The following is a 25,039-nucleotide window of genomic DNA, read 5'->3' as shown; positions in this document are numbered from 1 at the left end:
TAACAACGGTCCGGTTTCGGGACGAGCGGGGGACGGGCGCACCCGTCCCCGCGACGGGTCGATCAGGCGATCGCTTCCATCTGGCCGCCGACGGGGATCATCGGCGCGGTCTTGTTGTCGGTGATGACGAGGTCGTAGCCGCCGCCATCCTTCAGCCGCCACTGGCCGCCGACCAGCGGTGTCTTGGCGACGTTCTTCTGGGCAAAGGGCGGCAGCGGACCGTCGCCCCACGACAGCGGCCCGACGATGGTGTCGAGCTTCGTCGCGGCGATCGCCTCGACCATGGCGGCCGAATCCGTCGGGTCCGACGCGCGCTTGATCACGTCGGCCGCCACCTCGAACAGCGCATGCACGAAGCCGATCGGCTGCGTCCAGGGCCGGCCGGTCGCCTGGGTGAAGCCCCCCGCGAGGTCGGCCGCGCTCTGCCCGGTCAGCGACGACTTGAAGGGATGGCTCGGCGTCCACCACACTTCCGAGGACAGGTTGTGGCCGGCATTGCCCAGCGCCTCGACCGCCTGCGGGAACAGGATCGCCTTGCCGATCGAGGCGACCTTGGGCGCAAAACCCTGCTGCCTGGCCTGGTTCCAGAAGGTGGTGAAGTCCGGCGGGATCATCACGCCGGTGATGATCTCGGCGTTGGCCTGCTTGAAGGCGTTGATCTGCGACGAGAAATCGTCCGTCAGGTTCTGGTAGCGGCCGGGATCGGTGAGCGTGTAGCCCTGCTCGGACAGAACCGGCGGGAAGCCCACATTCGCATCGCCCCAGGCATTGCCGTCGCCGTCATTGGGGAACAGGCCGCCCACCTGCTTGTTGGTTTCCACCTGCGCCCACATGTTGGTGAAGACGGCGATGACGTCCTCCAGCCCCCAGAAGAAGTGGAACGAACTGTCGAACGGCCTCCAGCTCGACGGATCGCCCGGATTGGCCTGCTGGCCGATGAACCAGGGCTGCCACGGCGCCACCGTCGAGATGCAGGGGATTTCCTCCGCCTCGCAGGTCGTGGTCACCGGGTTGGTCGTCTCCGGCGTCGAGGCGACCAGCATCAGGCTGATCCCGTCCTGCACGATCAGTTCGTTGGCGACCTGAGCGGCCCGGTTCGGGTTGGACTGGCTGTCCTTGACGATCACCTCGACGTTCAGGCCGGCGGCCTGCGCCGCTGCCTTGAAGCCGTCGATGATGAAACTGTCGGCCTCGGCGAAGGCGGCGAGCGGCCCGGTCTGCGGGCTGACATAGCCGATCTTCACGGCCGCCCCCTGCGCCAGCGCCGGCATGGCGAGGCCCGACAGGCCGGCGAGCGCGCCGGTGGCGGCGGTGTTCTTCAGAAGCGTGCGTCTGTTGATCATGTCTTCCTCCCTGTTTGTCTCACGCCGCCGGACGCCGGCCTTCCCAGGCGTCCTGCAGCAGGCTGCGGATACCCCCGCGCGCGATCGCCCGCGGGTTCCAGTAGGCGTTGGCGGTGGCGAGATCGGCCGCGCGGTCGAGGTCGGCCTCGCTCAGGCCGAGATCGCGCAGCGAAAGCGGCGCGCCGATCGAGCTGGCGAAATCCCACAGGCCGGCGCCGGGCGCATCGCCGAAGATCTCGCCGACGGGCGCCAGCAGGTCGGGCACGGCGGACGCGTTGTAGGCGATGGTGTGCGGCAGCATGATCGCGTGCGTCTCGGCATGCGGCGTGTCGAAGCTGCCGCCCAGCACGTGGCAGAGCTTGTGGTGCAGGGCCATGCCGACATTGCCGAGCACGGTGCCGCACAGCCACGCCCCGTAAAGCGCCTCGCCCCGCGCCTGCGCATTGCGCGGCTCGGCGACGATGACCGGCAGCGCCGATTTCAGCGCCCGCAGCGCCTCGATCGCCATCAGGCTCGCGACCGGGTTGCGGTCCTGCGCGTAGAGACCCTCCGCCGCATGCGCCATGGCGTTCAGACCGCTGGTCACGCTCATGGCCACCGGCAGGCCGAGCGTCAGCTCGGGATCGTAGAGCACCACTTCCGGCAGCACCCGGGCGTCGCGCAGGGTGGTCTTCGTCCCGCCCTCGGTCTGGCCCAGGATGTCGGTCACCTCGGAGCCCGCATAGGTGGTGGGAATGACGATCTGCGGCAGGTCGGTGCGCAGCGCCAGCGCCTTGCCGAGCCCCGTGGTCGAGCCGCCGCCGAGCGCCACGACGCAGTCCGCCTTCGTCTCGCGGGCCACCGCCAGCGCTTGCTCCGTCACCTCCACCGGCGTGTGCATGGCGGCACCGGAAAAGACGCCGGCCGAAAGCGACCCCAGCTGTCCGGCCAGCGCGCCGGCATCGCCGGCCTGCTGCGGCGTCGACAGCACCAGCGCGCGGGCGCAGCCGAGCCTCTCGATCCAGGCGCCCGCCTCCGCGCTGCGGCCGGGGCCGAACACGACGATCGAAGGGCGGGCGGTGTAGACGAAGCTGCGGGTCATGCCGGTCTCCTGGCGGGACGCGCCCGGGCCATCACGAAGTCGAATTCCAGCGACCAGGAGGCCGGACCGCCGGTCTCGCCGGCGCGGCGGAAATCGCCCACGAGCCCCGGCTTCACGCCCAGGATCGCGTCCTCGTGCAGATGCGGGTCGCAGCCGTCATAGACATGCGTGGTGAGGGTATCGAAGCCCGGCGCCGACACGATGACGTGCAGGTGGGCCGGCCGGCGCAGCGGATAGCCGATGCGGCCGAGCATCTGCCCGACCGGCCCGTCGTCCGGGACCTTGTAGCCGGCGGGCTTGACCGTGCGCCAGGCAAAGCGGCCATCCGGCCCGGTCTGGAACACGCCGCGAAGGTTGAATTCGGGTTGCAGGTCCGGCTGCTGGTTCTCGTAGAAGCCCTGCGCATTGGCCTGCCAGGTCTCCACCGTCGCGCCGGCGATCGGCTGCCCGTCGAGATCGCGGACATGGCCGGACACCGCCAGCGGCTCGCCCTTGCCGTCGAGGCAGATGTTGGCGCCGAGCGGCAGGCGCGGCGCGTCGGCGCGATAGAACGGACCGCGCAGCGTGTTCGGCGTCGCGCCTTTCGGCCGCTTCGAATGGATCTCCTCCACCAGCGCCGTGACGCCGAGAAGGTCCGACAACAGCACCCATTCCTGGCGCCGTTCGTCGGCGGCGTGTCCGACCTCGGTCAGGAAATCCACCGCCGCGCGCCATTGCGCGGGCGTCGGGCGAACCTCGCGCACCGCCTGGTGCAGGTGGGCCACCACGACGGCCAGCCCTCGCACCAGATCGTCCTGGCCGGCGCGCGCCAAGCGCTCGCCGACGATGTCGGACGATGTCCGTTCGCTGAAGGCGATGGTGGCCGCGCTCATGATCCTCCCCAGGTTCGAGGCGACGATAGCAAGCGCGGGCACGCATGTTGATGATTTCTTCGCGGATCAATATAACGATCCGTTATGAAGCTCGACGAACGCCATCTGGTTCAGCTTGCCGCCGTCGTGCAAAGCGGCGGCGTGACCGAGGGCGCGGCCTCGCTCGGCATGGCCCAGCCGGCAGTCTCCCGCACCCTGGCCATGCTGGAAAAGCGCCTCGGCGAGCCGCTGTTCGTGAAGGGCCGGCGACCCTTGCAGCCGACCCCGCTCGGGCGCGCGCTGGCCGAGCATGGCCAGGCGATGCTGATGGCCTCGCGCAAGGCATCGGATCTGGTCACCAGTTTCCATCACGGCAAGAGCGGACAGGTGCGCATCGGCGGCACGCCCTTCTTCATGGACGCGCTGATCTCCGGCACCATCGCGGATTTCCAGAACCAGTTTCCGGACGTCCGCATCGACCAGAGCTACGGCTATCTTCCCGATTTGCAGGCGGCTCTTCTGGCCGGCAGGCTCGACCTCGCCGTCTGCCCGATCGACATTCTGGACGAGGGCTCGGGACTCCGGTTCCAGGAAATCCTTCCCGGCCGCAACGTGGTCGCCTGCCGCTCCACCCATCCCTTGCTGATGAAGCGCAAGCTCGAGGCGCCGGACCTGCTCGACTATCCGTGGATCGCGCCGCCGCCCGGCAGCCCGCTGCTCGCAGACCTGCGCAGCCTCCTGCTGTCGCTCGGCGCCACCGAGATCAAGGTGCGCTATTCCGGCGGTTCGCTCACCAGCGCCATGACCTATCTGAAGGGCACCGACGCGCTGACCGTCCTGCCGCACGGCGTGGTCTTTGCGTTCCGCAAGGAGAAGGCGATCACCGCCTTGCCCATCGCCCTGCCCCATCCCGAGCGCGCCCTCGGCCTGCTCAGGCTCGCCGACGCGCCGCGCTCGCCGGCCGTGGAAGCCTTTGCCGGCCATGTCGCGCAAAGCTTCGACACGCTGCGCCATCTGATCAAGCGGCACGAGCAGGCGGTGGTGTGGGGCGCCTGACGCCGGGCGCCGGGCCTGTTCGGGGTCACAATAACCCGAGCGTCGCGGCCGCCAGAACCAGATAGCGCCCGGTCTTGGCGATGGCGACGAGCACGAAAAAGCTCCAGAACGGCTCGCGCAGCACGCCCGCCGCCACCGTCAGCGCATCGCCAAAGATCGGCGCCCAGCTCAGGAGCAGGCTCCAGCGGCCCCAGCGGTGATACCAGCCGGTCGCGCGGTCGAGTTGCGTGCGACCGACCGGAAACCAGCGCCGGTCGCTGAACCGTTCCACCCCGCGCCCCAGCGCCCAGTTCACGACCGCCCCCAGCGTGTTGCCCAGGCTCGCGGCCGCGATCAGCAGCATCACGGGTTGCGCATCGGCGACGATCAGCCCGACGAGCGCGGCCTCGGACTGGGCCGGCAGGATGGTCGCCGCGATGAAGGCGACCGAAAACAGCCCGGCATAGACGGCGAGGTCACCCATGGCCGCGCAGCCACGCCCGGCGTCCGTTCCGCCCGCCTGCCCCGTCGTTCCCTGGGATGGTCACGCCTCCCGCTGCCACCAGGCCGCCAGCCGCTTCTCGACCTCGACGATGACGAGCAGCGCCACGCCGACGGCCACGATCGCCAGTCCGTCGGCGAAGGACACGGCTTCGGTGCCGAAGACGGCCTGCAACGGCGGCGCATAGGTGAAGGCGAACTGCGCCACCACGACGACCGCGACGCCGATCAGGACGGCCGGCGTGCCGAACACGCCCTGCCAGGTGAGCGACGTGCCATGCACGTAGCGCACGCTGAACAGGTAGAAGATCTCCATCACCACGATCGCGTTGACGGCCATGGTGCGCGCCATCTCGACCGAATGCCCCTCGGCGAGCGCCAGCGAGAAGACGCCCATGGTGCCGACGACCATCAGGGCCGAGACGAAGAGGATGCGCCACAGAAGCCGTCCGGAAAGCAGCGCCTCGCGCGAGCGTCGCGGCGGCCGGGCCATCGCGCCGGGTTCCGTCGGCTCGAAGGCGAGCGTCAGCCCCAGCGCCACCGCGGTCACCATGTTGATCCAGAGGATCTGGATGGCGGTTACCGGCAAGGTCAGGCCGAACGCGATGGCGAGTATGATGGTGAAGGCCTCGCCGCCATTGGTCGGCAGCGTCCAGGCTATCACCTTGGTCAGGTTGTCGTAGACGGTGCGCCCTTCGCGCACGGCGGCCACGATCGAGGCGAAATTGTCGTCGGCCAGCACCATCTCGCTGGCCTCCTTTGCGGCTTCCGTGCCCTTGCGGCCCATGGCCACGCCGACGTCGGCGCGCTTCAGCGCCGGGGCGTCGTTTACCCCGTCGCCGGTCATGGCGATCACGTCGCCGTTCGACTGCAGCGATTCGACGAGCCGCAGCTTGTGCTCGGGGCTGGTGCGGGCGAAGACCGACCCCTCGCGCGCCAGCTCGTCGAACCGCGTGGCGTCGGAATCGTCGAGATCCTGGCCCGTATAGGCCTTCGGGTCGTCGGCCAGCCCCAGTTCGCGCGCGATGGCACGCGCGGTCGCGGCATGGTCGCCGGTGATCATCTTCACGCGGATGCCCGCGCGTCGGCACTCGGCGATCGCCGCCATCGCCTCGGGCCGGGGCGGGTCGATCAGACCGACGAGCCCCAGGAACACGAGCCCCGCCTCGACATCGGGCGGCTCGATGTCGCTGGTGCCGGCTTGCATGGTTCGCCGCGCCACCGCGATGATGCGCCGCCCGTTCTCGGCCAGGCGGTGCACGGCCCCTTCCCACGCCGCGTGGTCGATCGGACCTTCGCCGTCGCGGGCGGCGATGCTGCCGCACATGTGGATGATGCGTTCGGGCGCGCCCTTCACGTAGACCAGCGCCTCGCCGTCGGCCGGCTGGTGCAGCGTCGCCATGTAGCGATGACGGGCGTCGAAGGGGATCTCGTCCCGGCGCGGAAAGGCATCCTTCGCCGCGGCGGGATCGAGCCCGCCCTTGAGCGCCAGCGAGACGAGCGCGCCTTCCATCGGATCGCCCACGACCGTCCACTGGCCGTCGACCTGCCGCAGTTCGGCATCGTTGCACAGGAAGGCCGCACGGGTCAGCTCGGCCAGGACGGCATCGTCCTGCGGGTCGATCGTCTTCCCCTCGGCATCCTGGAGATCGCCCTCGGGATCATAGCCGGCGCCGGTCACCACGACCGTCCCGTCGGCCACCACCAGCGCGCCCGCCATCATCTCGTTGCGCGTCAGCGTTCCGGTCTTGTCGGAGCAGATCACCGACACGGAGCCCAGCGTCTCGACCGCCGGAAGCCTGCGGATGATGGCGTTGCGGCGCGCCATGCGCTGCACGCCGACGGCGAGCGTGATCGTCATCACCGCCGGCAGCCCTTCGGGAATGGCCGCGACCGCGAGGCCGACGACCATCATGAAGGCCTCGTCCATCGCATAGCCCTGCACGTAGAGCGCATAGGCGAACACGAAGACGGCCGCCACGAGCACGGCGATCGTCACCTGCCGGGCGAACTGGTTCATCTGCCGCACGAGCGGCGTGGCCAGTTGCTCCACCGCACCGATCATCGAGGAAATGCGCCCGAGTTCGCTGGCTCCGCCGGTCGCCACCGCGATGCCGGTCCCTTGCCCCATCGCCACGAACGTGCCGGAAAACGCCATCGAGGAGCGGTCGCCGAGCGACGCGCCGAGCGCGGCCGGCCGCGTCGCCTTGTCGGTCGGCACCGATTCGCCGGTCAGGATCGCCTCGTCGATCCGCAGGTTGCGGGCCTTCACCAGCCGCAGGTCGGCCGGAACCCGGTCGCCGGCCTCGAGCAGGACCAGATCGCCCGGCACCACCTCGTCGGCCGCGATCGTCAGGCGCCGGCCGCCGCGCAGCACCGAGGCATGCGGGTCGATCATGCCGCGCACGGCCTCCAGCGCCTCTTCCGCGCGCCCTTCCTGGATGAAGCCGATGATGGCGTTGGCCAGCACCACGGCGAAGATCACCAGCGAATCGGTGACGTGGTCGATCGCCGCCGCCATGATGCCCGCGGCGATCAGCACGTAGATCAGGAGGTTGTGGAACTGCGCCAGGAACCGCATCAGCGCACCGCGACGCACGCCTTCCGGCAGCCGGTTCGGACCGAAGGCGGCAAGCCGGCGCGCGGCCTCCGCGTCGGACAGCCCGTCCTGCGAAACCATCAGCGCCGCCTGCGCCGCCTTGACGTCCTCGGCGTGCCATTCCCCGGAAGGCAGGCGATCCAGGACGGCATCCTCGGTCCGCGTCGGCGCTTGGGTCTGGATCATTGGGTCTCCGATGCTCGAGTGCGCTTGCAGCCTTGGCCCGGAGCCTCGCCCGCTTACGCGTCGTCGCCTGATGTAGCACAACCGGAGAGCGCGCCTTGATCTTCGTCAGTTTCCAGCGACAGGGGACTTTCGAGCGGCTGCGCATGGGACGCCGCAAGGCGCGGCGCGCGGGCTGCGGAAAGCCTGTGAGGGAGCCAGGCGTTCCGACCGAATGCGTCGGCGAAGGCCCGTCAGCCGGCCGGCGCCGTCTTCGGCCGCTTGATCCGCGCCGACGCGTCCACCACCAGCGGCTTCAGTCCTTCCCCGCCGGCATCGACGATCGCAAAAAACTGAGCCCGCATGCGAGGTTCCCAGAAATTGTTGATGTGATCCGCGATGCCGGCCACGGCCTCGTCATGCTTGCGTGTCTGGAAGAAGGTGGCGATCTGGTTGGCCATGTAGACGAGCTTGTCAGGCGACATCGGCGATCCCTCCGGCAATGCGGTCGGCATGGGTGAAGACTTCGAACTCGGCGCCGCGCACCACCGCCACCAGCGTGATGCCGGCGCTTTCGGCCGTGCGCACGGCCAGCGCGGTCGGCGCCGAAACGGCAAAGAGGAAGGCCGCGCCCAGCGCCGCCGTCTTCTGCACCATCTCCACCGAAATGCGGCTGGTCACCACCACCGCGCCGCGCGCGGGCTGGACGCCCTGGCGCAGCAGCGCACCGGCAAGCTTGTCCAGCGCGTTGTGACGGCCGACATCCTCGCGCACGGCGATCATGCCCTTCTCGAAATCGTAGAAGCCGGCGGCGTGCACCGCCCTTGTGGCGCTGTTGAGCGGCTGTGCGCCTTCGAGCGCGGCCACAGCGGCCGAGACGGTTGCGGCGGAGACGCAAAGGCCCGGATCGGCGACCGGTTTCACCGCCCGCAGGGCCTGTTCGATGCTCTCGATGCCGCACAGCCCGCAACCGACCGGTCCAGCCAGGTGCCGGCGACGTTGGCTGAGCGCCTCGCCCGCCTCGCCGGCCAGCCGGATCTGCAGGTCGATCCCCGGCCCGGCCTCGACGATGTCCAGCGCCTCGATCCCGGCAGCGGACGCGATGATCCCTTCCGTCAGGCTGAAGCCGAAGGCGAAATCCTCGAAATCATCCGGCGTCGCCATCATCACGGCATGGGTGGAGCCGCCATAGGAGAAGGCCACCGGCGTTTCCTCCGGCACGGCCCGGCGGTCCTCGACGCGCGCGCCCTTGCGCCGCGCGACGCGGTCCACCATCCGGCGGGCGGGAAACGCCGTCACGCTCATTCGGCCGGTTCGGGCACGGCGACCCGGCGCGACATCCGCGCCTGCTCGGCATAGTCCACCTGCCAGTCGGTCGGGCCGTTCGACGGCGAGACCTGCACCGCCGTCACCTTGTATTCGGGGCAGTTGGTCGCCCAGTCGGAGAAGTCGGTGGTGATGACGTTGGCTTGCGTCGTGGGATGATGGAAGGTCGTGTAGACCACGCCCGGCGAAACGCGGTCGGTGATCCTGGCACGCAGGCTGGTCTCGCCCGAACGGCTGGCAATCTTGACCCAGTCGCCCTCCTTGATGCCCCGGTTCTCGGCGTCGTGCGGGTGGATCTCCAGCACGTCCTCGTCATGCCACACCACGTTCGCCGTGCGCCGCGTCTGCGCGCCGACATTGTACTGGCTGAGGATGCGCCCGGTGGTGAGCAGCAGCGGGAAGCGCGGGCCGGTCTTCTCGTCGGTGGCCACGTAGTCGGTGCGGATGAAGCGACCCTTGCCGCGCACGAAGCCGTCGACATGCATGATCGGCGACCCGTCCGGCGTCTTGTCGTTGCAGGGCCACTGGACCGAGCCCTTTTCCTCCAGCAGTTCGTAGGTCACGTTGGCGAAGGACGGCGTCGTCATGGCGATCTCGGCCATGATCTCGGACGGATGCCCGTAGCTCCAGTTGCCGCCCATGGCGTTGGCCAGCATCTGGGTGATCTCCCAGTCGGCATAGCCGTTGCGCGGCGCCATCACCTTGCGCACGCGGTTGATGCGGCGCTCGGCATTGGTGAAGGTCCCGTCCTTCTCCAGGAAGGTCGAACCCGGCAGGAAGACGTGGGCGTAGTTTGCCGTCTCGTTCAGGAACAGGTCGTGGACGATGACGCATTCCATCGCCGCCAGGCCGGCCGAGACGTGCCTGGTGTCCGGGTCGGACTGCAAAATGTCCTCGCCCTGGCAGTAGAGGCCCTTGAAGGTGCCGTCGACGGCCGCGTCCAGCATGTTGGGGATGCGCAGGCCCGGCTCCTCGGAGATCTCCACGCCCCAGAGCTCCTCGAAGATCTGGCGCACGTCGGCGTTCTTGACGTGGCGATAGCCCGGCAGTTCGTGCGGGAACGAGCCCATGTCGCAGGAGCCCTGCACGTTGTTCTGGCCGCGCAGCGGGTTCACGCCGACGCCGCGCCGGCCGATGTTGCCGGTCAGCATGGCAAGGTTGGCGATGCCGATGACGGTGGTCGAGCCCTGGCTGTGCTCGGTCACGCCAAGCCCGTAATAGATCGCGCCATTGCCGCCGGTGGCGTAGAGCCGGGCCGCGGCGCGCAGTTCTTCTGGGTCGACGCCGGTCAGCAGTTCCACCGCCTCGGGGCTGTGGATGGGATCCGACACGAACTCGGCATAGTCCTGGAACTCGTCCCAGTCGCAGCGCTCGCGCACGAAGGCCTCGTCGAACAGGCCCTCGGTGACGATCACATGCGCCAGCGCCGTGACCACCGCCACGTTGGTGCCGGGCCTGAGCGGCAGGTGATGCGCCGCCTGGATGTGGGGCGAGCGGACGAGGTCGATGCGGCGCGGATCGATGACGATCAGCTGCGCGCCCTGGCGCAGCCGCTTCTTCAGCCGCGAGGCGAAGACCGGATGCCCGTCGGTCGGGTTCGCGCCGATCACGATCACCACGTCGGTGTCCTCGACGGAATCGAAGTCCTGCGTGCCGGCCGACGTGCCGAAGGTCTGGCCGAGGCCGTAACCGGTCGGCGAGTGGCAGACGCGGGCGCAGGTGTCGGTGTTGTTGTTGCCGAAGATGCCGCGCGCCAGCTTCTGGACGAGGTAGGTCTCCTCGTTGGTGCAGCGCGACGAGGTGATGACGCCGATCGAGTCCTTGCCGTATGTCTTCTGGATGCCGCGCATGCGGTCGGCGGCGAAGGTCAGCGCCTCCTGCCAGGACACCTCCCGCCACGGCTCGTCGATCGTGTCGCGGATCATCGGGTTGAGGATGCGGTCGCGATGCGAGGCGTAGCCATAGGCGAAGCGTCCCTTGACGCAGGAATGGCCGCGATTGGCCTTGCCGTCCTTGTAGGGCACCATCCGCACCAGCTCGTCGCCGCGCATCTCGGCCTTGAACGAGCAGCCGACGCCGCAATAGGCGCAGGTGGTCACGACCGAGCGGTCGGGCTGGCCGATCTCGATCACCGACTTCTCGCGCAGCGTCGCCGTCGGGCAGGCCTGCACGCAGGCGCCGCAGGACACGCATTCGGAACCGAGGAAGCTTTCATGCGCGCCGGGCGAGACGCGGCTGTCGAAGCCCCGGCCCTCGATGGTCAGCGCAAAGGTGCCCTGCACCTCTTCGCAGGCGCGCACGCAACGCGAGCAGACGATGCACTTGGCCGGATCGTAGGTGAAGTAGGGGTTTGACTCGTCCTTCGGCATCCAGCGCGCGTTGAACGCGTCGACCCCGTCGCGGGCCTTGAAATGATTGTCGACCTCGTTGCCGTAGCGCACGTCGCGCAGGCCGACGACGCCCGCCATGTCCTGCAATTCGCAGTCGCCATTGGCCGCGCAGGTCAGGCAGTCGAGCGGGTGATCGGAGATGTAGAGCTCCATGACGCCCTTGCGGATCTGCTTCAGCCGCGAGGTCTGGGTATGGACGACCATGCCGGGCGCGACCGGCGTGGTGCAGGACGCGGGCGTCCCCGCCCTGCCCTCGATCTCGACGAGGCAGAGCCGGCAGGAGCCGAAGGCGTCGACCATGTCGGTCGCGCACAGCTTCGGCACGCTGATCTCGGCCTCCATCGCCGCGCGCATGATCGACGTGCCCTCGGGCACCGACACCTCGAAGCCGTCGACGGTCAGCGTCACCATCCGCTCCGACTTCGAAGCGGGCGTGCCGTAGTCGATTTCATGGACGAGCGACATGGAGAACCTCCCGGAAGGAAAGGGATGATGTGCGACTTGATACTCGCACATAATTGTGCGAAAAAGAACGCTGGAGCAGCGCGGAGAGCCTATGAAGCGCGACCAGTTCCTGCGCGAGCTTCGGAAGGCGGCCAAAGCGCTGGGCCTTGAACTCGAGGTGTTCGAGGATCGCGGCAAGGGTTCGCACTATCGCATTCGCCTGGGCGAACGGATGAGCACCGTGAAGTCCGGCGACCTCAGCCCCACCTATGTCAGGCTGGTCAGGAAGCAGCTCGGTATCGACTAGGCGGCCAGCGTTGGGGCCGGAATTGGACGCAACGAAAGGATGGGAATGTTCTACCGATACTTCGCGACGCTTCAGGACGATCCGGACGGCGGCATCATCGTCACCTTCGACGACGTTCCGGAGGCGATCACCGCCGGTGAGACGCGCGAGGAGGCGTTGTCCAACGCGCGCGAGGCGCTGGCGCTCGCCCTGCGCGGTATCCTGCAAGCCGGCCGGAGCCTGCCGCAGCCGGTTTCGAGCGCGGGCGTGCCTGTCGCGCTGGACGCGGACGTCGCCGCCAAGCTCGCGCTGATCAGCGCGTTCCGCGATTCCGGCATCACCAAGAGCGAGCTTGCCCGCCAGTTGGGGAAATCCGAAAACGAAGCGAGACGGCTGCTCGACCCCGACCACCCTTCGAAGATCGGCCCCCTTCAGGACGCGCTGCGCGCGCTCGGCATGGAGATCGAGGTGGCCGTGAGACGCGCCGCCTGAAGACGATCCTTTTCGGGCGCGCGGCATGCGGTCAGCCCTCTCGCTCAGCCAGCGCATGCGCCACCAGCGCGTTGGCGTGGCCGTGGCCGAGGCCATGCTCGGCCTTCAGCCAGCTCACGATTTCCATGTGCTTCTTGCCTGACTGCGCGCGGACGAGCGCTGTCCAGTGAGCGATCGGCTGGCCATAGGTCTTCTCGATCGACGGGAAGTAGGAGGCGGGACCCTTGACCTTCTCGGCGCTCATTCCGCCGCCTCCCGCACCGGCGGGCGCGAAAAATCCTCGGAAAAATGCGTCATGGCGCTCATCACCGGATAGGGCGTGAAACCGCCCAATGCGCAGAGCGAGCCGAACTTCATCGTCTGGCAGAGGTCGGCCACGACGGCGCGGTTCTTCTCCGGCTCGATGCCCCGGGCGATCCGGTCGATCGTCTCGGCCCCGCGCACCGCGCCGATGCGGCAGGGCGTGCACTTGCCGCAGGATTCGACCGCACAGAACTCGAAGGCGAAGCGCGCCTGCTCCAGCATGTCGGCCGTATCGTCGAACACCACCACGCCGGCATGGCCGACCAGCCCGTCCTTGGCTGCGAAGGCCTCGTAGTCGAAGGGCGTGGAAAACAGCGACGGCGGGAAATAGGCCCCCAGCGGCCCCCCGACCTGCACCGCCTTCACCGGCCGGCCGGTGAGCGTGCCGCCGCCGATCTCCTCGACGATCTCGCCCAGCGTCAGCCCGAAGGCCGTCTCGAACAGCCCGCCATGGCGGACGTTGCCGGCGATCTGGATCGGGATCGTGCCGCGCGAGCGGCCCATGCCGAAATCGCGATAGAATGCTGCGCCCCTCGCCATAATGACCGGTACCGAGGCCAGCGAAATCACGTTGTTGACCACCGTCGGCCGGCCGAGAAAGCCCTTCAGCGCCGGCAGCGGCGGCTTGGCGCGCACCACGGCGCGCTTGCCTTCCATGCTGTTCAGGAGAGACGTCTCCTCGCCGCAGACATAGGCCCCGGCGCCGATCCGCACCTCCATGTCGAAGGCATGGCCCGAACCCAGCACCGAATGCCCGAGCACGCCGGCCGCCCGCGCCACCTCGATGGCGCGGCTCATCACGCGCGCCGCGTCCGGATATTCCGAGCGCGTGTAGACATAGCCCTTCGTCGCGCCCGTCGCGAGGCCGGCGATCGCCATGCCCTCGATCAGCACGAAGGGATCGCCCTCCATGATCATGCGGTCGGCAAAGGTGCCCGAATCGCCTTCGTCGGCATTGCAGACGATGTATTTTTGCGGCCCCTCGGCGTCGAGCACCGTCTTCCACTTGATGCCGGTCGGGAATCCGGCCCCGCCGCGGCCGCGCAGGCCGGATTCGGTCACCTCTTTCACGATCTCGGCGGCCGGCATCGCGACCGCCCGCTCCAGCCCCGCCAGCCCGCCATGGGCGCGGTAGCCGTCGAGATCGACGGGATCGATGATCCCGCAGCGCTCGAAGGTGAGCCGCGTCTGGCGCGCCAGGAACGGATGCGCCTCCGGTCGGCCGATGCACAGCCCATGCGCGCCGCCGTTCAGGAAACCCGCGTCGAACAGGCCTTCCACGTCGGCCGGCTTGACCGGGCCATAGCCGATGCGACCCTCGGCGGTCTCGACCTCGACCAGCGGCTCCAGCCAGAACAGGCCGCGCGAGCCGTTGCGGCGGATGGTAATCGCCTGCCCGCGCGCCGCCGCCACCTCGGCGATCCGCTGCGCGACACGATCGGCGCCGACGGACCTGGCGGCGGAATCGGCCGGAACCCAGACGGTGATGCTCATGTCCGCACCTCGCGCACGATCTCGGCCGCAACCTGCTCGTCGATGCGGCCGATCATCTCCCCGTCCAGCATGGCGGCGGGCGCACAGGCGCAGAGGCCGAGGCAGTAGACCGGCTCCAGCGTGACCGACCCGTCGGCCGCCGTCTCGTGCCAGTCGAGGCCCAGCAGGCGCTTCAGGTGCTCGGCCATCTCGCGCCCGCCGACCGACTGGCAGGCTTCCGCGCGGCAGACCTTCAGCACGTGGCGACCGGCCGGCTCCTTGCGGAAGTCGTGATAGAAGGAGATGACGCCATGCACCTCGGCGCGCGACAGGTTCAGTTCGCGGCCGATCACGGCGGCTGCGTTCTCCGGCATGTAGCCGAACGACGCCTGCACCTCGTTGAGAATCGGCAACAGCGGCGCCTCGCGCGCGATCCAGCCATTGACGATGTCTATCAGTCGCTCTTCCGTCCGGCCTGCATCGTTCCGCATGGACACGCAGTCTCCTCCGTACTTGGCCTATGGCGGCAGCCATGCACAGGAAAGCGGCAACGATTCAATAGCCGCTTTCCGTCAGTCGATAGGATTCTTCTATCGTTCGTGGGCCTGCGCCATCGTCGTCGCCTGATGCAGCAGCGCCGAGACCAGCGGCGTCTGCGGATCGCGATGCGTCGCCACCATGCCGACGAGATGCCGCGCGTCCGGCTCGACGATCGGGATCGCCCGCACGGGATCGGCAAAGCCGAGCGTCTGGGCGAGGTTGACCGGCATGATGCTCGACCATTTACCCGTCCGGATATGCGAGAACAGCACGATCATGGAGTTCGATTCCAGCGTCGGCCGCGCCTCGACCCCTGCTTCCCTGAGATGCTGGTTGATGATGCGGCGGTTCTGCATGTCCGGCGTCAACAGGCAGAGCGGCAGTTCCGAAATCTCCCGCCAGGTCACGCTGGCGCGGTCGGCGAAGCGGTTTCCGGCGGCCGTGATCAGCTGGTAGCGCTCCGAATAGAGCGGCACCGCCGTCACCCGCCCCAGCGGCTCGTTGTCGAGATAGGTGATGCCGACGTCGATCTCGAGATTGTCCAGCAGCGTCAGCACCTCGATCGAGTTGCGCGACAGGACCGAAAACGTCACCTCCGGGTGCTTCTCGCGGAACGGCGTGGTGATCTCCGGCACCATGGCCAGCGCCGTCGGGATGGCTGCGATGCGGATATGGCCGGCCAGACCGTGCCGTGCGGCCCGCATCTCCTGGCGCATGGTGCGGGTGTCGCCGACGATACGGCGCGCCCATTCCAGCACGCGCTGGCCTTCCGGCGTCAGCCCCTGGTAGCGGGAACCGCGCATGACCAGCATGACGCCGAGCTGCTCCTCCAGCTGGCGGATCGCGGCCGACAGCGTCGGCTGCGTGATGTTGCACTCGGCCGCGGCCTTGCCGAAATGCTGCGCCTGCGCCAGCGCGATAAACCATTCGAGCTTGTCGAGCAAATCCGGCACCTCCCCGGACCGAGTTAAAGCCCTTTCGTCAGGCATCGGCAATGGCCCGCCATGGCTCGACCGGATCGGGCGATCGGCCTAAGCTGCACGGCCCCAGTCCCTCCGACCACGAGGATCGCGTCCATGCCTGCCAATCCGCCCCTCATCCGGCCGCTTTCGGCCCTTGAAACCGGCACGCTGATCGACTGGGCCGCAACCGAAGGATGGAACCCCGGCTCTGCGGATGCCGAAGTCTTCCGAACCGCCGATCGTGAGGGCCTGCTAGGTGCCTTCGTCGACGGAGAAATGGCGGCCGGGATCGCCGCCATCGCCTATGATGCGTCGTTCGGATTCGTCGGGCTCTACATCTGCCGGCCCGACCTGCGCGGCCGCGGCATCGGCAAGGCCCTCTGGGACGCAGGCATGGCACGTCTCGGCGGACGGACGGTCGGTCTCGACGGGGTTCCGGACCAGCAGGCCAACTACCGCCGGGCGGGCTTCGTCGCCGACCACGAGACCCTACGGTTCAGCGGCCGGCCGGCATCGGGCGAAGACGACCGCTCCGCCGTCCGGCCGCTCGCGCCCGAACGCGTCGAGCAGGCCGTGGCGCTGGATCGCCAGTGCTTCCCCGCCCCGCGCGACGACTTCCTCCGGACCTGGCTGGCCCTGCCGCACATCGCGATGGCTTCGGCGGACGGCGAAAGGCTGACCGGCTTCGGTGTCGTCCGCCCCTGCCGGGAAGGCTGGAAGATCGGCCCGCTCTTTGCGGACCACGAGAAGGTGGCGATGCAACTCCTCCAGGCGCTCGCCGGCGCCTGCGGCGGCGAGGTCCATATCGACGTTCCGGCGAGCCAGACTTCCTTCACCGCGCGCATCCTGGCGGCAGGTCTGACGCCCGGCTTCCGGACGGCGCGCATGTACCGGGGACCGGCGCCCCGCATCGACAGAAGCCGCGTCTTCGGCATCACGACGCTGGAGCTCGGCTGACCGGCCGGCCCGGCGCCGCGCGGCGCCGCATCAGCCGAGCGGCTTGGTCTCTCGCAAACCCTCGAACGGACGGGCGATGCCGGGCGCGAGCGGCAGCAAGGCGGCCTGCAGCGAATGGTAGAGGTCGGGCTTGCCGTTGAACTGCCGCGCCACCGGCGCGCCCTGCTCGTCGATCTCCGGAAACCAGCCGCCGCGTGCATGGTCGATGAAGTGGCGGTCCGCGAACCGCCAGAGCCTTTGGTACCAGTCCTCGTCCGACGGCCGGGGATCGAGCTTGAGAAGCGCGGCCATCGCGCCGATAGCCTCGGCGACGGGCCACCAGTAGCGGTCGCGCACCGCCGGACGGCCGTCCGGGTCGAGCGTGTAGACCAGCCCGCCATCCTCGCGCCAGGCATCCGCCAGCGCCCGTTCGATCAGCCGCCGCGCCCGCGCCGGCGCGTCTCCCGCCGGCCGGCCGGAAAGCGCCCACCATTGCAGGAGCAGGCGCCCGAGTTCCAGCGAATGGCCAGGCGTGGTGCCGGCCGGCCGGAACATCGGATTGCCCTGGTAGGCCCAGTCGACCTCCCAGGCCTCGGTGTAGTGCTCGGGCAGCCGCCAGCCGTTTTCCGGCGCCATGCGGGCGGTGAAGAAGTCGAGGATGCGCCCCGCGCGCTCGAGATGAAGCGCCTCGCCCGTGGCCTCGAAGGCGGCAAGCATCGCCTCCACGCCGTGCATGTTGGCGTTCATGCCGCGATAGGTGGAGAAAGGCGTCCAGTCGGGCGCGAACTCGTCGCGCAGCAGACCATGCGCCTCGTCCCAGAAATGCCCGTCGATGATGGCGACGACGTCGGCGATCAGGCGATCGGCATGCGGATGCCCGGCCTGGCGGGCGCTGGCTCCGGCCAGCAGCACGAACACATGGCCATAGGCGAGCCTGGTGCCGTCGGCCACGCCCTGCGTGCTCGCCGACCAGCCATAGCCGCCATGGACAGGGTCGCGATGCCGGTCCCACAGGAACGTCATCCCGGCGTCGATGATGGCGTCGCAGCCGCGCGCACCGGCCGCCTTCGCCAGCGCGAAGGAATGGGTGAGCCTGGTGGTCGTGTGCAGTTCCTGCGCCGTTCGCGGCAGCGGCGTGCCATCGACGTCGAGCACGTCGAAGCCGCCGTCGGATCGCAGGCTCGACCTGAAGAAGCCGATCTGGCGCGCCGCCTGGTCGGCCAGCCAGAGCCGGTGGGCCGCTTCGCCAAGCCGGGACGCGCCGTCTGTCTCCATGCCGCCGCTGTCCGCCATTCACCCCTCCCCGGCCAGCGCCGCGCGGCCGCGCCGCCACGATGGCACGGAACCCGACCGGTCTTCCAGCGGCCTGACGGAACGGCGACGCCGGGCGACCGCAGCGGACCCGATGTCCAACCTTTCCATAAGCTGGACTTATCGTCGCAATCAGTTATTTCAACTTTCTGCTATCGACATCTTGCGGTACAAGAATCCCAACAAGAAGAAGCTTGAGGAGCGCCCGTCGGCCATCCGCAATCTGCCGCCATTGCCGATCGAGGCCTTGGCTGCGCGCGGATCGCCCGGCAGACGTGACACCCGGGCCAAATGGGCGATGACGACGGTTCCGTTGATGCGGACGCGGTTGGCATCGGCGCGCGGTGCCATCCGTGTCGCCGATCTTTCATCGACTTCACCTACGAAGCAGCAACGCAGCCACGAACGGAGACAGCAATGGACGGATACAAGGTTTCAGGCGCGGGCCAATGCCCCGTGGCGCACGGCACCACCAACATGTCGATGCGGACGAATCGCGACTGGTGGCCGAACCAGCTCAACGTGCGGATGCTCCACCAGAATTCCGATCTGTCCGATCCGATGGGCAAGGGCTTCAACTATGCCGAGGAGTTCAAGAAGCTCGATCTCGCCGCCTTGAAGCAGGATCTGACGGCGCTGATGACCGACAGCCAGGAGTGGTGGCCGGCCGACTACGGCCACTATGGCGGCCTGTTCATCCGCATGGCCTGGCACTCGGCCGGCACCTATCGTACGGCCGACGGCCGTGGCGGCGGCGGCACCGGGCAGCAGCGCTTCGCGCCGCTCAATTCCTGGCCGGACAACGGCAACCTCGACAAGGCGCGCCGGCTCCTGTGGCCGATCAAGCAGAAGTACGGCAACCAGATTTCCTGGGCCGACCTGATGATTCTCGCCGGCAACGTCGCCATGGAATCGATGGGCTTCAAGACCTTCGGCTTCGCCGGCGGCCGTGCCGACGTCTGGGAGCCCGAGGAGGACACCTACTGGGGCGCGGAGAACGAATGGCTGGCCCGCAGCGACCATGATCTCGCCCGCTATTCCGGCGATCGCGAACTGGAAAACCCGCTCGCGGCCGTGCAGATGGGCCTCATCTACGTCAATCCCGAGGGCCCCGACGGCAATCCCGACCCGCTGGCCTCGGCCAAGGACATCCGCGAGACCTTCGCGCGCATGGCGATGAACGACGAGGAAACCGTCGCTCTGACCGCCGGCGGCCACACCTTCGGCAAGACCCACGGTGCCGGCCCGGTCGAGCATGTCGGTCCCGAGCCCGAGGCCGCCTCCATCGATGCGATGGGCCTTGGCTGGCTCTCGACCTACAAGAGCGGCAAGGGCGTCGACACGATCACCTCCGGCCTCGAAGGGGCCTGGACCCCGAACCCGACCCGTTGGGACATGGGCTATTTCCACGTCCTGTTCAAATACGAGTGGGAGAAGACCAGGAGCCCGTCGGGTGCCTGGATCTGGCGTCCCATCGGCCTCGAGGAACAGGACATGGCGCCGGAAGTCGACGGTTCGGGCAAGAAGGTCCCGATCATGATGTCGACCGCCGACATGGCCATGAAGCTCGATCCGATCTACGGGCCGATCTCCAAGCGCTTCCAGGAGAACCCCGACCAGTTCGCCGATGCCTATGCCCGGGCCTGGTTCAAGCTGACCCACCGCGACATGGGTCCGAAGTCGCGCTATCTCGGCCCCGAGGTCCCGGCGGAAGACCTGATCTGGCAGGATCCGATCCCGCCGGTCGACCATCCGCTGGTCGATGGCGCCGACATCGAGGCGCTGAAGGCGCGCCTGCTCGGCGCCGGCCTGACCCCGGCCGAGCTGATCCAGACCGCCTGGGCCTCCGCGGTGACCTTCCGCGGCTCCGACAAGCGCGGCGGCGCCAATGGCGCGCGCATCCGCCTCGAGCCGCAGAAGAACTGGGAGGTCAACCAGCCCGACCAGCTCGCCAGGGTGCTGTCGGTTCTCGAGGGCATCAAGGCGGCCTTCGACGCCGAACAGACCGACGGCAAGAAGATCTCGCTCGCCGACCTGATCGTGCTCGGCGGCTCCGCGGCCATCGAGCAGGCGGCCAAGGCGGCCGGCCATGACGTCACGGTGCCCTTCGCGCCGGGCCGTGGCGACGCCACGCAGGAGCAGACCGACGTCGAGTCGTTCGAGTTCCTCGAGCCGGTGAGCGATGGTTTCCGCAACTACCAGAAGCGGGCCTACACCATCTCCCCCGAGGAGCTGCTGATCGACAAGGCGCAGCTGCTCACGCTCACCGCCCCGGAGATGACGGTCCTCGTCGGCGGCCTGCGGGTGCTCGGCGCCAATCATGGCGGCGCGCAGCACGGCGTCTTCACCAGCCGTCCGGGCCAGCTGACGAACGACTTCTTCGTCAACCTGCTCGACATGGGCACGATGTGGAAGCCGACCTCCGAGCACGCCGACACCTTCGAGGGTCGCGACCGCAAGTCGGGCGACGTCAAGTGGACCGCGACGCGGGTCGACCTGGTGTTCGGGTCCAACTCGCTGCTGCGCGCGCTGGCCGAAGTCTACGCCCAGAGCGACAGCGGCGGTAAGTTCGTCAAGGACTTCGTCGCCGCCTGGACCAAGGTCATGAACGCGGATCGTTTCGATCTCGCCGCCTGATCCAAAGCCCGTCCCGACCAGGAAACGCGGCCGCTCGTCGGCCGCGTTTCTTTTTTTGCAGCGGCGAACCCGAACGCCGAACCCGACCGTGTGCCGACCCATGCGCCTTGCAACCCAGCACTGCGGTTCGTTGGCAGATGCTCCATTCCGTGATAGCGCTGGCGCCTGCTGGATCTGGAGCCTCCGATGATCGTGAAGTCACTGAAACGAACGGCGCGGATGTCCTTGAACATGGCGGCGAGGCTCGTCCCGACGCCCGTCCGCAGGAGCTACCAGCTGCGCATCGATGCGTCCGACTTCTCCGGTTTCTCGAACCCCGCGATGCGGCGCGTCGCCGAGACCCGCTTCTTCCACGATGCCGACGTTCGCTCCATCGACGGCTGGCTGCATCCGGCCGAGCGGCAGCTGCTCTATGCCCTTGGCCTCCACATCGAGGGTCCGTTCCTGGAGATCGGCGCCTGGGTTGGCCTGTCCACGGTCGCCATCGCGCGCGGCATTCGCGCGTCCGGCCAGGACAAGGCCTTCACGAGCTGCGACCTGGGTCTCACCACCGAACATTTCCGGCCGGTGGAGGATGGGATGATCGGCATGTTCGTCGATGGCGAGAACATGGGCAGCTGCTCTGAGCGCGCCTACCGGCAGACCATGCTGCCCGTACTGAGCAGTCCGGGCGGCGCGGCCGGTCAGCTGAAACGCAACCTGAAGGCAGCCGGCGTCGATGATCTCGTCGATGTCGTGCTGGGCGACTTCAAGAAGCTCGATCTCCCCGTCGCAAACGTCCTGTTCTGCGACGCCACGCACAATCTCAAGGAAATCGAGACCAATGCGCCGGGCCTGAGGCGGCTCTTGCGCCCCGGTTCGATCATCGCCTTCCATGACGTCTGCACCGATCCGAAGCTGATCGCCGCCGTCAAGGCCGAGTTCCCCGTGAGGCACCATGCCGCCGTGCGTTCGCTCTTCGTCGGCGAGATCGCCTGAGCTCCGTTTGTCGGATCCGGCGGCGGCCTCCGGCGCCCGGATCCGGGCAGGCGAATCAACCGGGGAGGCGAATCAGCGCTGCCTTTCGGTCGTCTCGGTTGCCACCACCCGCCGATCGAGCAGGTTGCTGTCGTTCACCCGTGCTTCGAGCCGGGACAGCTGGCTGCTGATCTCCCGCCAGGCCGATTGGGTATAGGCGCCGTCGTACTTCAGGGCGTCCACGCCGAGCGCGATGACGGCGATCAGGAGAAGCAGGCGCATTTCAGGCTCCAATTCGTTTGCGGGTCGATAACGCGCCCGCATCCCTTGCGTTCCGCAGCGCGGTCCGGCGGCCGCTGGCGCGAGGCCTCGCCCGGCCCTCTGGCGCCATCTCGGTTCTTGACCCACGCGGACGCGTCGAGTAGGAGTTCAGCCGCTGCGGGTATGGTGAAATGGTATCACATGAGCCTTCCAAGCTCTTGGTGCGGGTTCGATTCCCGCTACCCGCTCCAAAGCCTCCCCACGCCCAGAGCTTCGCTCGCCGAAGGAACATCGTTGGCGTTGACTGGCCGTCGAAGGCCAATGATCAGCGAGGCGAAGGGGCGGCTGCCCGATGGGCCTTCGCTGAAATAGCTGGTCGCGGCTCTACCCGTCCCGCTTTCGCTGCGCGCGCGCCTTGTCCCAGAAATCGAGCCTCTTCTTGATGTCGCGCTCGAAGCCGCGTTCGTTCGGCCGGTAGAACTCTGGACGCGCGGCCCCCGTCAGTTCGTCCGGGAAGTATTCCTGTCCGGAATAGGCTTCCGGGTAGTCATGGTCGTACTGGTAGCCGGCGCCATAGCCCAGCTCCCGCATCATCTTCGTCGGCGCGTTGAGGATGTGCTTCGGTGGCGGCAGCGAGCCGGTGCGGCTGGCTAGCTCGAAGGCGTCGTCGAAGGCGCGATAGGCGGCGTTGGATTTCGGCGCGGTCGCGACATAGGCGATCGCCTGCGCAAGAAACAGCCGCCCCTCCGGCCAGCCCACCCGCTCGAAGGCGTTCCAGGCCGCCAGCACCTGCGGCATCGCCTGCGGGTCGGCCATCCCGACATCCTCCGACGCCGCGCAGGCCAGCCGCCGAAACAGCGTACCGGGATCCTCCCCTCCGGCGATCATCCGCGCCGCCCAGTACATCGCCGCCTGCACGTCGCTGCCGCGCAGCGTCTTGTGGAAGCAGCTGAGCAGGTTGTAGTGCGCCTCCTGCGCCTTGTCGTAGACGGCCGCGCGCTTCTGCACGGTTCTCGCAAGACCGGCGATGTCGAGCACCTCGGCGCTCGCCAGCCCCATCAGCTCCTCGGCAAGGTTCAGCATGTAGCGCGCATCGCCATCGGCCATCTCGACCAGCGTGTCGCGCGCCTCCGCGTTCAGCGGCAGCGCCCGCCCGTAATGCCGCTCCACATTCTCCAGCAGCGTCGCGAGCGACTCGCGTTCGAGCCGGTTGACCACGTAGACCCGGGCGCGGGACAGAAGCGCCGAAACGAGGCTGAAACTCGGATTCTCGGTCGTCGCGCCGATCAGCACCAGCGTTCCGTCCTCGACATGCGGCAGCAGCGCGTCCTGCGTCGTCCGGTTGAACCGGTGCAACTCGTCGATGAAGACGGCCGTCTGCCGGCCAAGCGACGAACGAAGGTGGCGCGCGGTCTCGATCACCTTGCGAAGATCGGCAATCCCGGCATTGACGGCGGACAGTTGCAGGAATTCGATCCCTGCTTCCATGGCGACCAGGCGGGCGATCGTCGTTTTGCCGGTGCCCGGAGGCCCCCACAGCACGAAGGACGACAGCCTGCCCGTCTCCACCATCCTGCGGATCGGCGCGTCCGGTCCCACCAGGTGGTCCTGCCCGACCACGTCCGCCAGCCGCTTCGGCCGCAGCGTCTCGGCCAGCGGGCGCGGGGCCGTGGCGTCATGCGCGCCGGTCAGGGGCCGCCGCGCCGCCGGTCCGTCGTCGCGCCCGAAGAGGTCGGCCATGGTCTCCGTTCCGGTCAGTAGCGCAGCATCTGGCGCATGATGTTGCCGTTGCGATCCACGGTGAAGCGCCACCAGCGCGTCCGTTCGCCCGCCGCCTTCTGCAAGGTCTCGGGCTTGTCGATCGCAATGCCGTTCACCTCCCGCACGATGTCGCCCGGGCGGAAGCCATGGCCGGCGGCCGGCGAATTGCGCGGCACGTCGACCATCACCACGCCGCGCGCATCGTCGCGCAGCCTGAGCCGGCGCGCAAGCCGCGGCGACAGTTCCGCCACCCTGGCGCCCGCAAACGGGCTTTGCCCCGAAATGTCCAGCATGGCGGTGGAGGCGCCCTCGGGCGCCCTGACCAGCGTCAGCGACACCGCGCGCTGGCTGCCCTTCGACAGCACGTCGAACGTCACGTCCGAGTTCAGCGGCTGGGTGGCGAGGCGGTATCCGAGCGCGTCGACATGCTGGATCGGCACGCCGTTCAACGCCAGCACCACGTCGCCGGGCTCCAGGCCCGCGGCCTCGGCCGGCCCGCCCTGGTAGATCGCGGTCACGATCGCGCCTTGCGGGCGCGGCATGCCGAGCGCCTCGGCGATCTGCGGCGTCACCTGGTCGAACTCCGCCCCCAGGAACGGCCGTTCGAAGCTCTGCTCGCCCGCCCGCGCGGCCTCCACGACGGCGCGCACCATGTTGGAGGGAATGGCGAAACCGATGCCGATCGACCCGCCGCTACGCGAAAAGATCGCCGTGTTGATGCCGACGAGACGACCCGCCATGTCGATCAGCGCGCCACCGGAATTGCCGGGATTGATCGCCGCGTCCGTCTGGATGAAGAAGCCGAAATCGGCCACGCCGATGTGATTGCGCGCCAGCGCCGAGACGATGCCGCTGGTCGTCGTCTGGGCGAGCCCGAACGGGTTGCCGATGGCCAGCACGAGATCGCCCACCTCCAGCGCGTCCGAATCGCCGATCGGGATGACCGGAAACGGATCGCTGCCCTCGATCTTCAGCACCGCGAGATCGAGCGACTCGTCCTTCAGCAGCACGCGGCTTTCGAACTCGCGACCGTCCGACAGCGCGACCCTGACTTCGTCCGCGTCGCGAATGACGTGGAAATTGGTCACCACGATGCCGGACGGATCGACCATCACGCCCGATCCGAGCGACGACTGCACCCGCGGCGGCATCTGCTGGCGGCCGAAGAACTGCTCGAAGAACGGATCCCCTGCGAAGGGCGACCGCGACTGCACGAGCTGCTTGGCGTAGACGTTGACGACCGACGGGCCCGTCTCCTTCACCAGCGGCGCGAAGGACAGCTGGATCTCCGCCTGGCCGAAAGGCACGCGCCGCGCCTCGGAGCCGCCGGCCTGCGGAGCGAGCGGCGCTGCAGGCGCCGGCGGCGCGGCCCCCTCGCCCGACGCCTG

At 68.4% G+C, this 25,039-nt stretch carries 23 protein-coding genes and 1 tRNA gene; 7 read left to right on the top strand and 17 right to left on the bottom strand.

Going from position 1 to position 25,039, the window contains the following annotated elements:
• Positions 1-62: 62 nt before the first annotated feature.
• Genes EJC49_RS20195 through EJC49_RS20185 form a run of 3 tightly spaced genes read right to left on the bottom strand, consistent with a single transcriptional unit; the run spans position 63 to position 3,296 of the window.
• Positions 63-1,343, bottom strand: a complete 1,281-nt coding sequence (locus EJC49_RS20195; RefSeq protein ID WP_126701741.1) for an ABC transporter substrate-binding protein — start codon at positions 1,341-1,343, stop codon at positions 63-65.
• Positions 1,344-1,362: 19 nt separating this feature from the next.
• Positions 1,363-2,424 carry a maleylacetate reductase gene (locus EJC49_RS20190; protein WP_126701740.1) on the bottom strand — a complete coding sequence of 354 codons (1,062 nt, stop codon included), beginning with the start codon at positions 2,422-2,424 and terminating at the stop codon, positions 1,363-1,365.
• Positions 2,421-3,296: a dioxygenase family protein gene (locus tag EJC49_RS20185; RefSeq protein ID WP_126701739.1), complete on the bottom strand. Its 876-nt coding sequence runs from the start codon at positions 3,294-3,296 to the stop codon at positions 2,421-2,423. Before EJC49_RS20185 ends, EJC49_RS20190 begins: the two co-directional genes overlap by 4 nt.
• Positions 3,297-3,380: 84 nt before the next feature.
• Here EJC49_RS20185 and EJC49_RS20180 point away from each other — a divergent pair, with 84 nt between their 5' ends.
• Positions 3,381-4,331, top strand: coding sequence for a LysR family transcriptional regulator (locus tag EJC49_RS20180; protein ID WP_126701738.1), 951 nt, complete (start codon positions 3,381-3,383; stop codon positions 4,329-4,331).
• A gap of 25 nt (positions 4,332-4,356) precedes the next feature.
• Here the strand turns inward: EJC49_RS20180 and EJC49_RS20175 are convergent, their stop codons facing one another.
• The 5 genes from EJC49_RS20175 to fdhF all read right to left on the bottom strand — a co-directional run bounded on the left by EJC49_RS20175 (position 4,357) and on the right by fdhF (position 11,753).
• Complete coding sequence (locus tag EJC49_RS20175; RefSeq protein ID WP_126701737.1) at positions 4,357-4,794, bottom strand: YqaA family protein; 438 nt, start codon at positions 4,792-4,794, stop codon at positions 4,357-4,359.
• Positions 4,795-4,854: 60 nt separating this feature from the next.
• Positions 4,855-7,596, bottom strand: a complete 2,742-nt coding sequence (locus EJC49_RS20170) for a cation-transporting P-type ATPase (RefSeq protein ID WP_126701736.1) — start codon at positions 7,594-7,596, stop codon at positions 4,855-4,857.
• Positions 7,597-7,826: 230 nt separating this feature from the next.
• Entirely contained in the window at positions 7,827-8,057 is a 231-nt protein-coding gene (locus tag EJC49_RS20165; RefSeq protein WP_126701735.1) for a formate dehydrogenase subunit delta, read from the bottom strand.
• The gene (gene fdhD / locus EJC49_RS20160) at positions 8,047-8,877 is read right to left on the bottom strand and encodes a formate dehydrogenase accessory sulfurtransferase FdhD (protein ID WP_126701734.1); all 831 of its coding nucleotides are present in this window, start codon (positions 8,875-8,877) and stop codon (positions 8,047-8,049) included. The genes EJC49_RS20165 and fdhD overlap by 11 nt, the downstream gene beginning before the upstream one ends.
• Complete coding sequence (gene fdhF, locus EJC49_RS20155) at positions 8,874-11,753, bottom strand: formate dehydrogenase subunit alpha (protein ID WP_126701733.1); 2,880 nt, start codon at positions 11,751-11,753, stop codon at positions 8,874-8,876. Before fdhF ends, fdhD begins: the two co-directional genes overlap by 4 nt.
• A gap of 91 nt (positions 11,754-11,844) precedes the next feature.
• Here fdhF and EJC49_RS20150 point away from each other — a divergent pair, with 91 nt between their 5' ends.
• Together EJC49_RS20150 and EJC49_RS20145 are read left to right on the top strand one after the other, a co-directional pair.
• Complete coding sequence (locus tag EJC49_RS20150; RefSeq protein ID WP_126701732.1) at positions 11,845-12,039, top strand: type II toxin-antitoxin system HicA family toxin; 195 nt, start codon at positions 11,845-11,847, stop codon at positions 12,037-12,039.
• A gap of 45 nt (positions 12,040-12,084) precedes the next feature.
• The gene (locus EJC49_RS20145; RefSeq protein ID WP_126701731.1) at positions 12,085-12,510 is read left to right on the top strand and encodes a type II toxin-antitoxin system HicB family antitoxin; all 426 of its coding nucleotides are present in this window, start codon (positions 12,085-12,087) and stop codon (positions 12,508-12,510) included.
• A gap of 31 nt (positions 12,511-12,541) precedes the next feature.
• On the opposite strand, the gene EJC49_RS20140 is transcribed toward EJC49_RS20145, so the two are convergent.
• The 4 genes from EJC49_RS20140 to EJC49_RS20125 all read right to left on the bottom strand — a co-directional run bounded on the left by EJC49_RS20140 (position 12,542) and on the right by EJC49_RS20125 (position 15,770).
• The gene (locus EJC49_RS20140; RefSeq protein WP_126701730.1) at positions 12,542-12,754 is read right to left on the bottom strand and encodes a DUF4287 domain-containing protein; all 213 of its coding nucleotides are present in this window, start codon (positions 12,752-12,754) and stop codon (positions 12,542-12,544) included.
• Entirely contained in the window at positions 12,751-14,307 is a 1,557-nt protein-coding gene (locus EJC49_RS20135; RefSeq protein ID WP_126701729.1) for a formate dehydrogenase beta subunit, read from the bottom strand. Before EJC49_RS20135 ends, EJC49_RS20140 begins: the two co-directional genes overlap by 4 nt.
• Entirely contained in the window at positions 14,304-14,783 is a 480-nt protein-coding gene (locus tag EJC49_RS20130; RefSeq protein ID WP_425358835.1) for a formate dehydrogenase subunit gamma, read from the bottom strand. Before EJC49_RS20130 ends, EJC49_RS20135 begins: the two co-directional genes overlap by 4 nt.
• Positions 14,784-14,876: 93 nt before the next feature.
• Positions 14,877-15,770, bottom strand: a complete 894-nt coding sequence (locus EJC49_RS20125) for a LysR family transcriptional regulator (RefSeq protein WP_126701727.1) — start codon at positions 15,768-15,770, stop codon at positions 14,877-14,879.
• A gap of 132 nt (positions 15,771-15,902) precedes the next feature.
• Here EJC49_RS20125 and EJC49_RS20120 point away from each other — a divergent pair, with 132 nt between their 5' ends.
• A complete protein-coding gene (locus EJC49_RS20120; RefSeq protein ID WP_126701726.1) occupies positions 15,903-16,745 on the top strand; it encodes a GNAT family N-acetyltransferase in 843 nt (280 codons plus the stop codon).
• 30 nt (positions 16,746-16,775) lie between these two features.
• Here EJC49_RS20120 and EJC49_RS20115 read toward each other — a convergent pair whose 3' ends face one another.
• Both EJC49_RS20115 and EJC49_RS20110 read right to left on the bottom strand, forming a co-directional pair.
• A complete protein-coding gene (locus tag EJC49_RS20115; RefSeq protein WP_126701725.1) occupies positions 16,776-18,017 on the bottom strand; it encodes an AGE family epimerase/isomerase in 1,242 nt (413 codons plus the stop codon).
• 159 nt (positions 18,018-18,176) lie between these two features.
• Entirely contained in the window at positions 18,177-18,386 is a 210-nt protein-coding gene (locus tag EJC49_RS20110) for a hypothetical protein (RefSeq protein WP_126701724.1), read from the bottom strand.
• A 66-nt stretch (positions 18,387-18,452) separates the two neighbouring features.
• Here EJC49_RS20110 and katG point away from each other — a divergent pair, with 66 nt between their 5' ends.
• Both katG and EJC49_RS20100 read left to right on the top strand, forming a co-directional pair.
• Complete coding sequence (katG, locus tag EJC49_RS20105; RefSeq protein WP_126701723.1) at positions 18,453-20,672, top strand: catalase/peroxidase HPI; 2,220 nt, start codon at positions 18,453-18,455, stop codon at positions 20,670-20,672.
• Positions 20,673-20,858: 186 nt separating this feature from the next.
• Complete coding sequence (locus EJC49_RS20100; protein ID WP_126701722.1) at positions 20,859-21,650, top strand: class I SAM-dependent methyltransferase; 792 nt, start codon at positions 20,859-20,861, stop codon at positions 21,648-21,650.
• Positions 21,651-21,722: 72 nt separating this feature from the next.
• On the opposite strand, the gene EJC49_RS20095 is transcribed toward EJC49_RS20100, so the two are convergent.
• Positions 21,723-21,911 (bottom strand): hypothetical protein, encoded by a 189-nt coding sequence (locus tag EJC49_RS20095; RefSeq protein WP_126701721.1) that lies wholly within the window; start codon positions 21,909-21,911, stop codon positions 21,723-21,725.
• A 156-nt stretch (positions 21,912-22,067) separates the two neighbouring features.
• Here EJC49_RS20095 and EJC49_RS20090 point away from each other — a divergent pair.
• A tRNA-Gly gene (locus EJC49_RS20090) sits at positions 22,068-22,141 on the top strand.
• 133 nt (positions 22,142-22,274) lie between these two features.
• Here EJC49_RS20090 and EJC49_RS20085 read toward each other — a convergent pair.
• Both EJC49_RS20085 and EJC49_RS20080 read right to left on the bottom strand, forming a co-directional pair.
• On the bottom strand, positions 22,275-23,630 hold the full coding sequence (locus EJC49_RS20085) for a replication-associated recombination protein A (protein WP_126701720.1): 1,356 nt from the start codon (positions 23,628-23,630) through the stop codon (positions 22,275-22,277).
• A 14-nt stretch (positions 23,631-23,644) separates the two neighbouring features.
• Positions 23,645-25,039 (bottom strand): DegQ family serine endoprotease (locus tag EJC49_RS20080; protein ID WP_148106320.1); only part of this gene is annotated, 1,395 nt, incomplete at its 5' end.

Origin of the sequence: Aquibium carbonis, from assembly GCF_003970795.1 — a bacterium.
GTDB lineage: Bacteria > Pseudomonadota > Alphaproteobacteria > Rhizobiales > Rhizobiaceae > Aquibium > Aquibium carbonis.
This window is presented reverse-complemented; position numbering and strand designations above follow the sequence as displayed.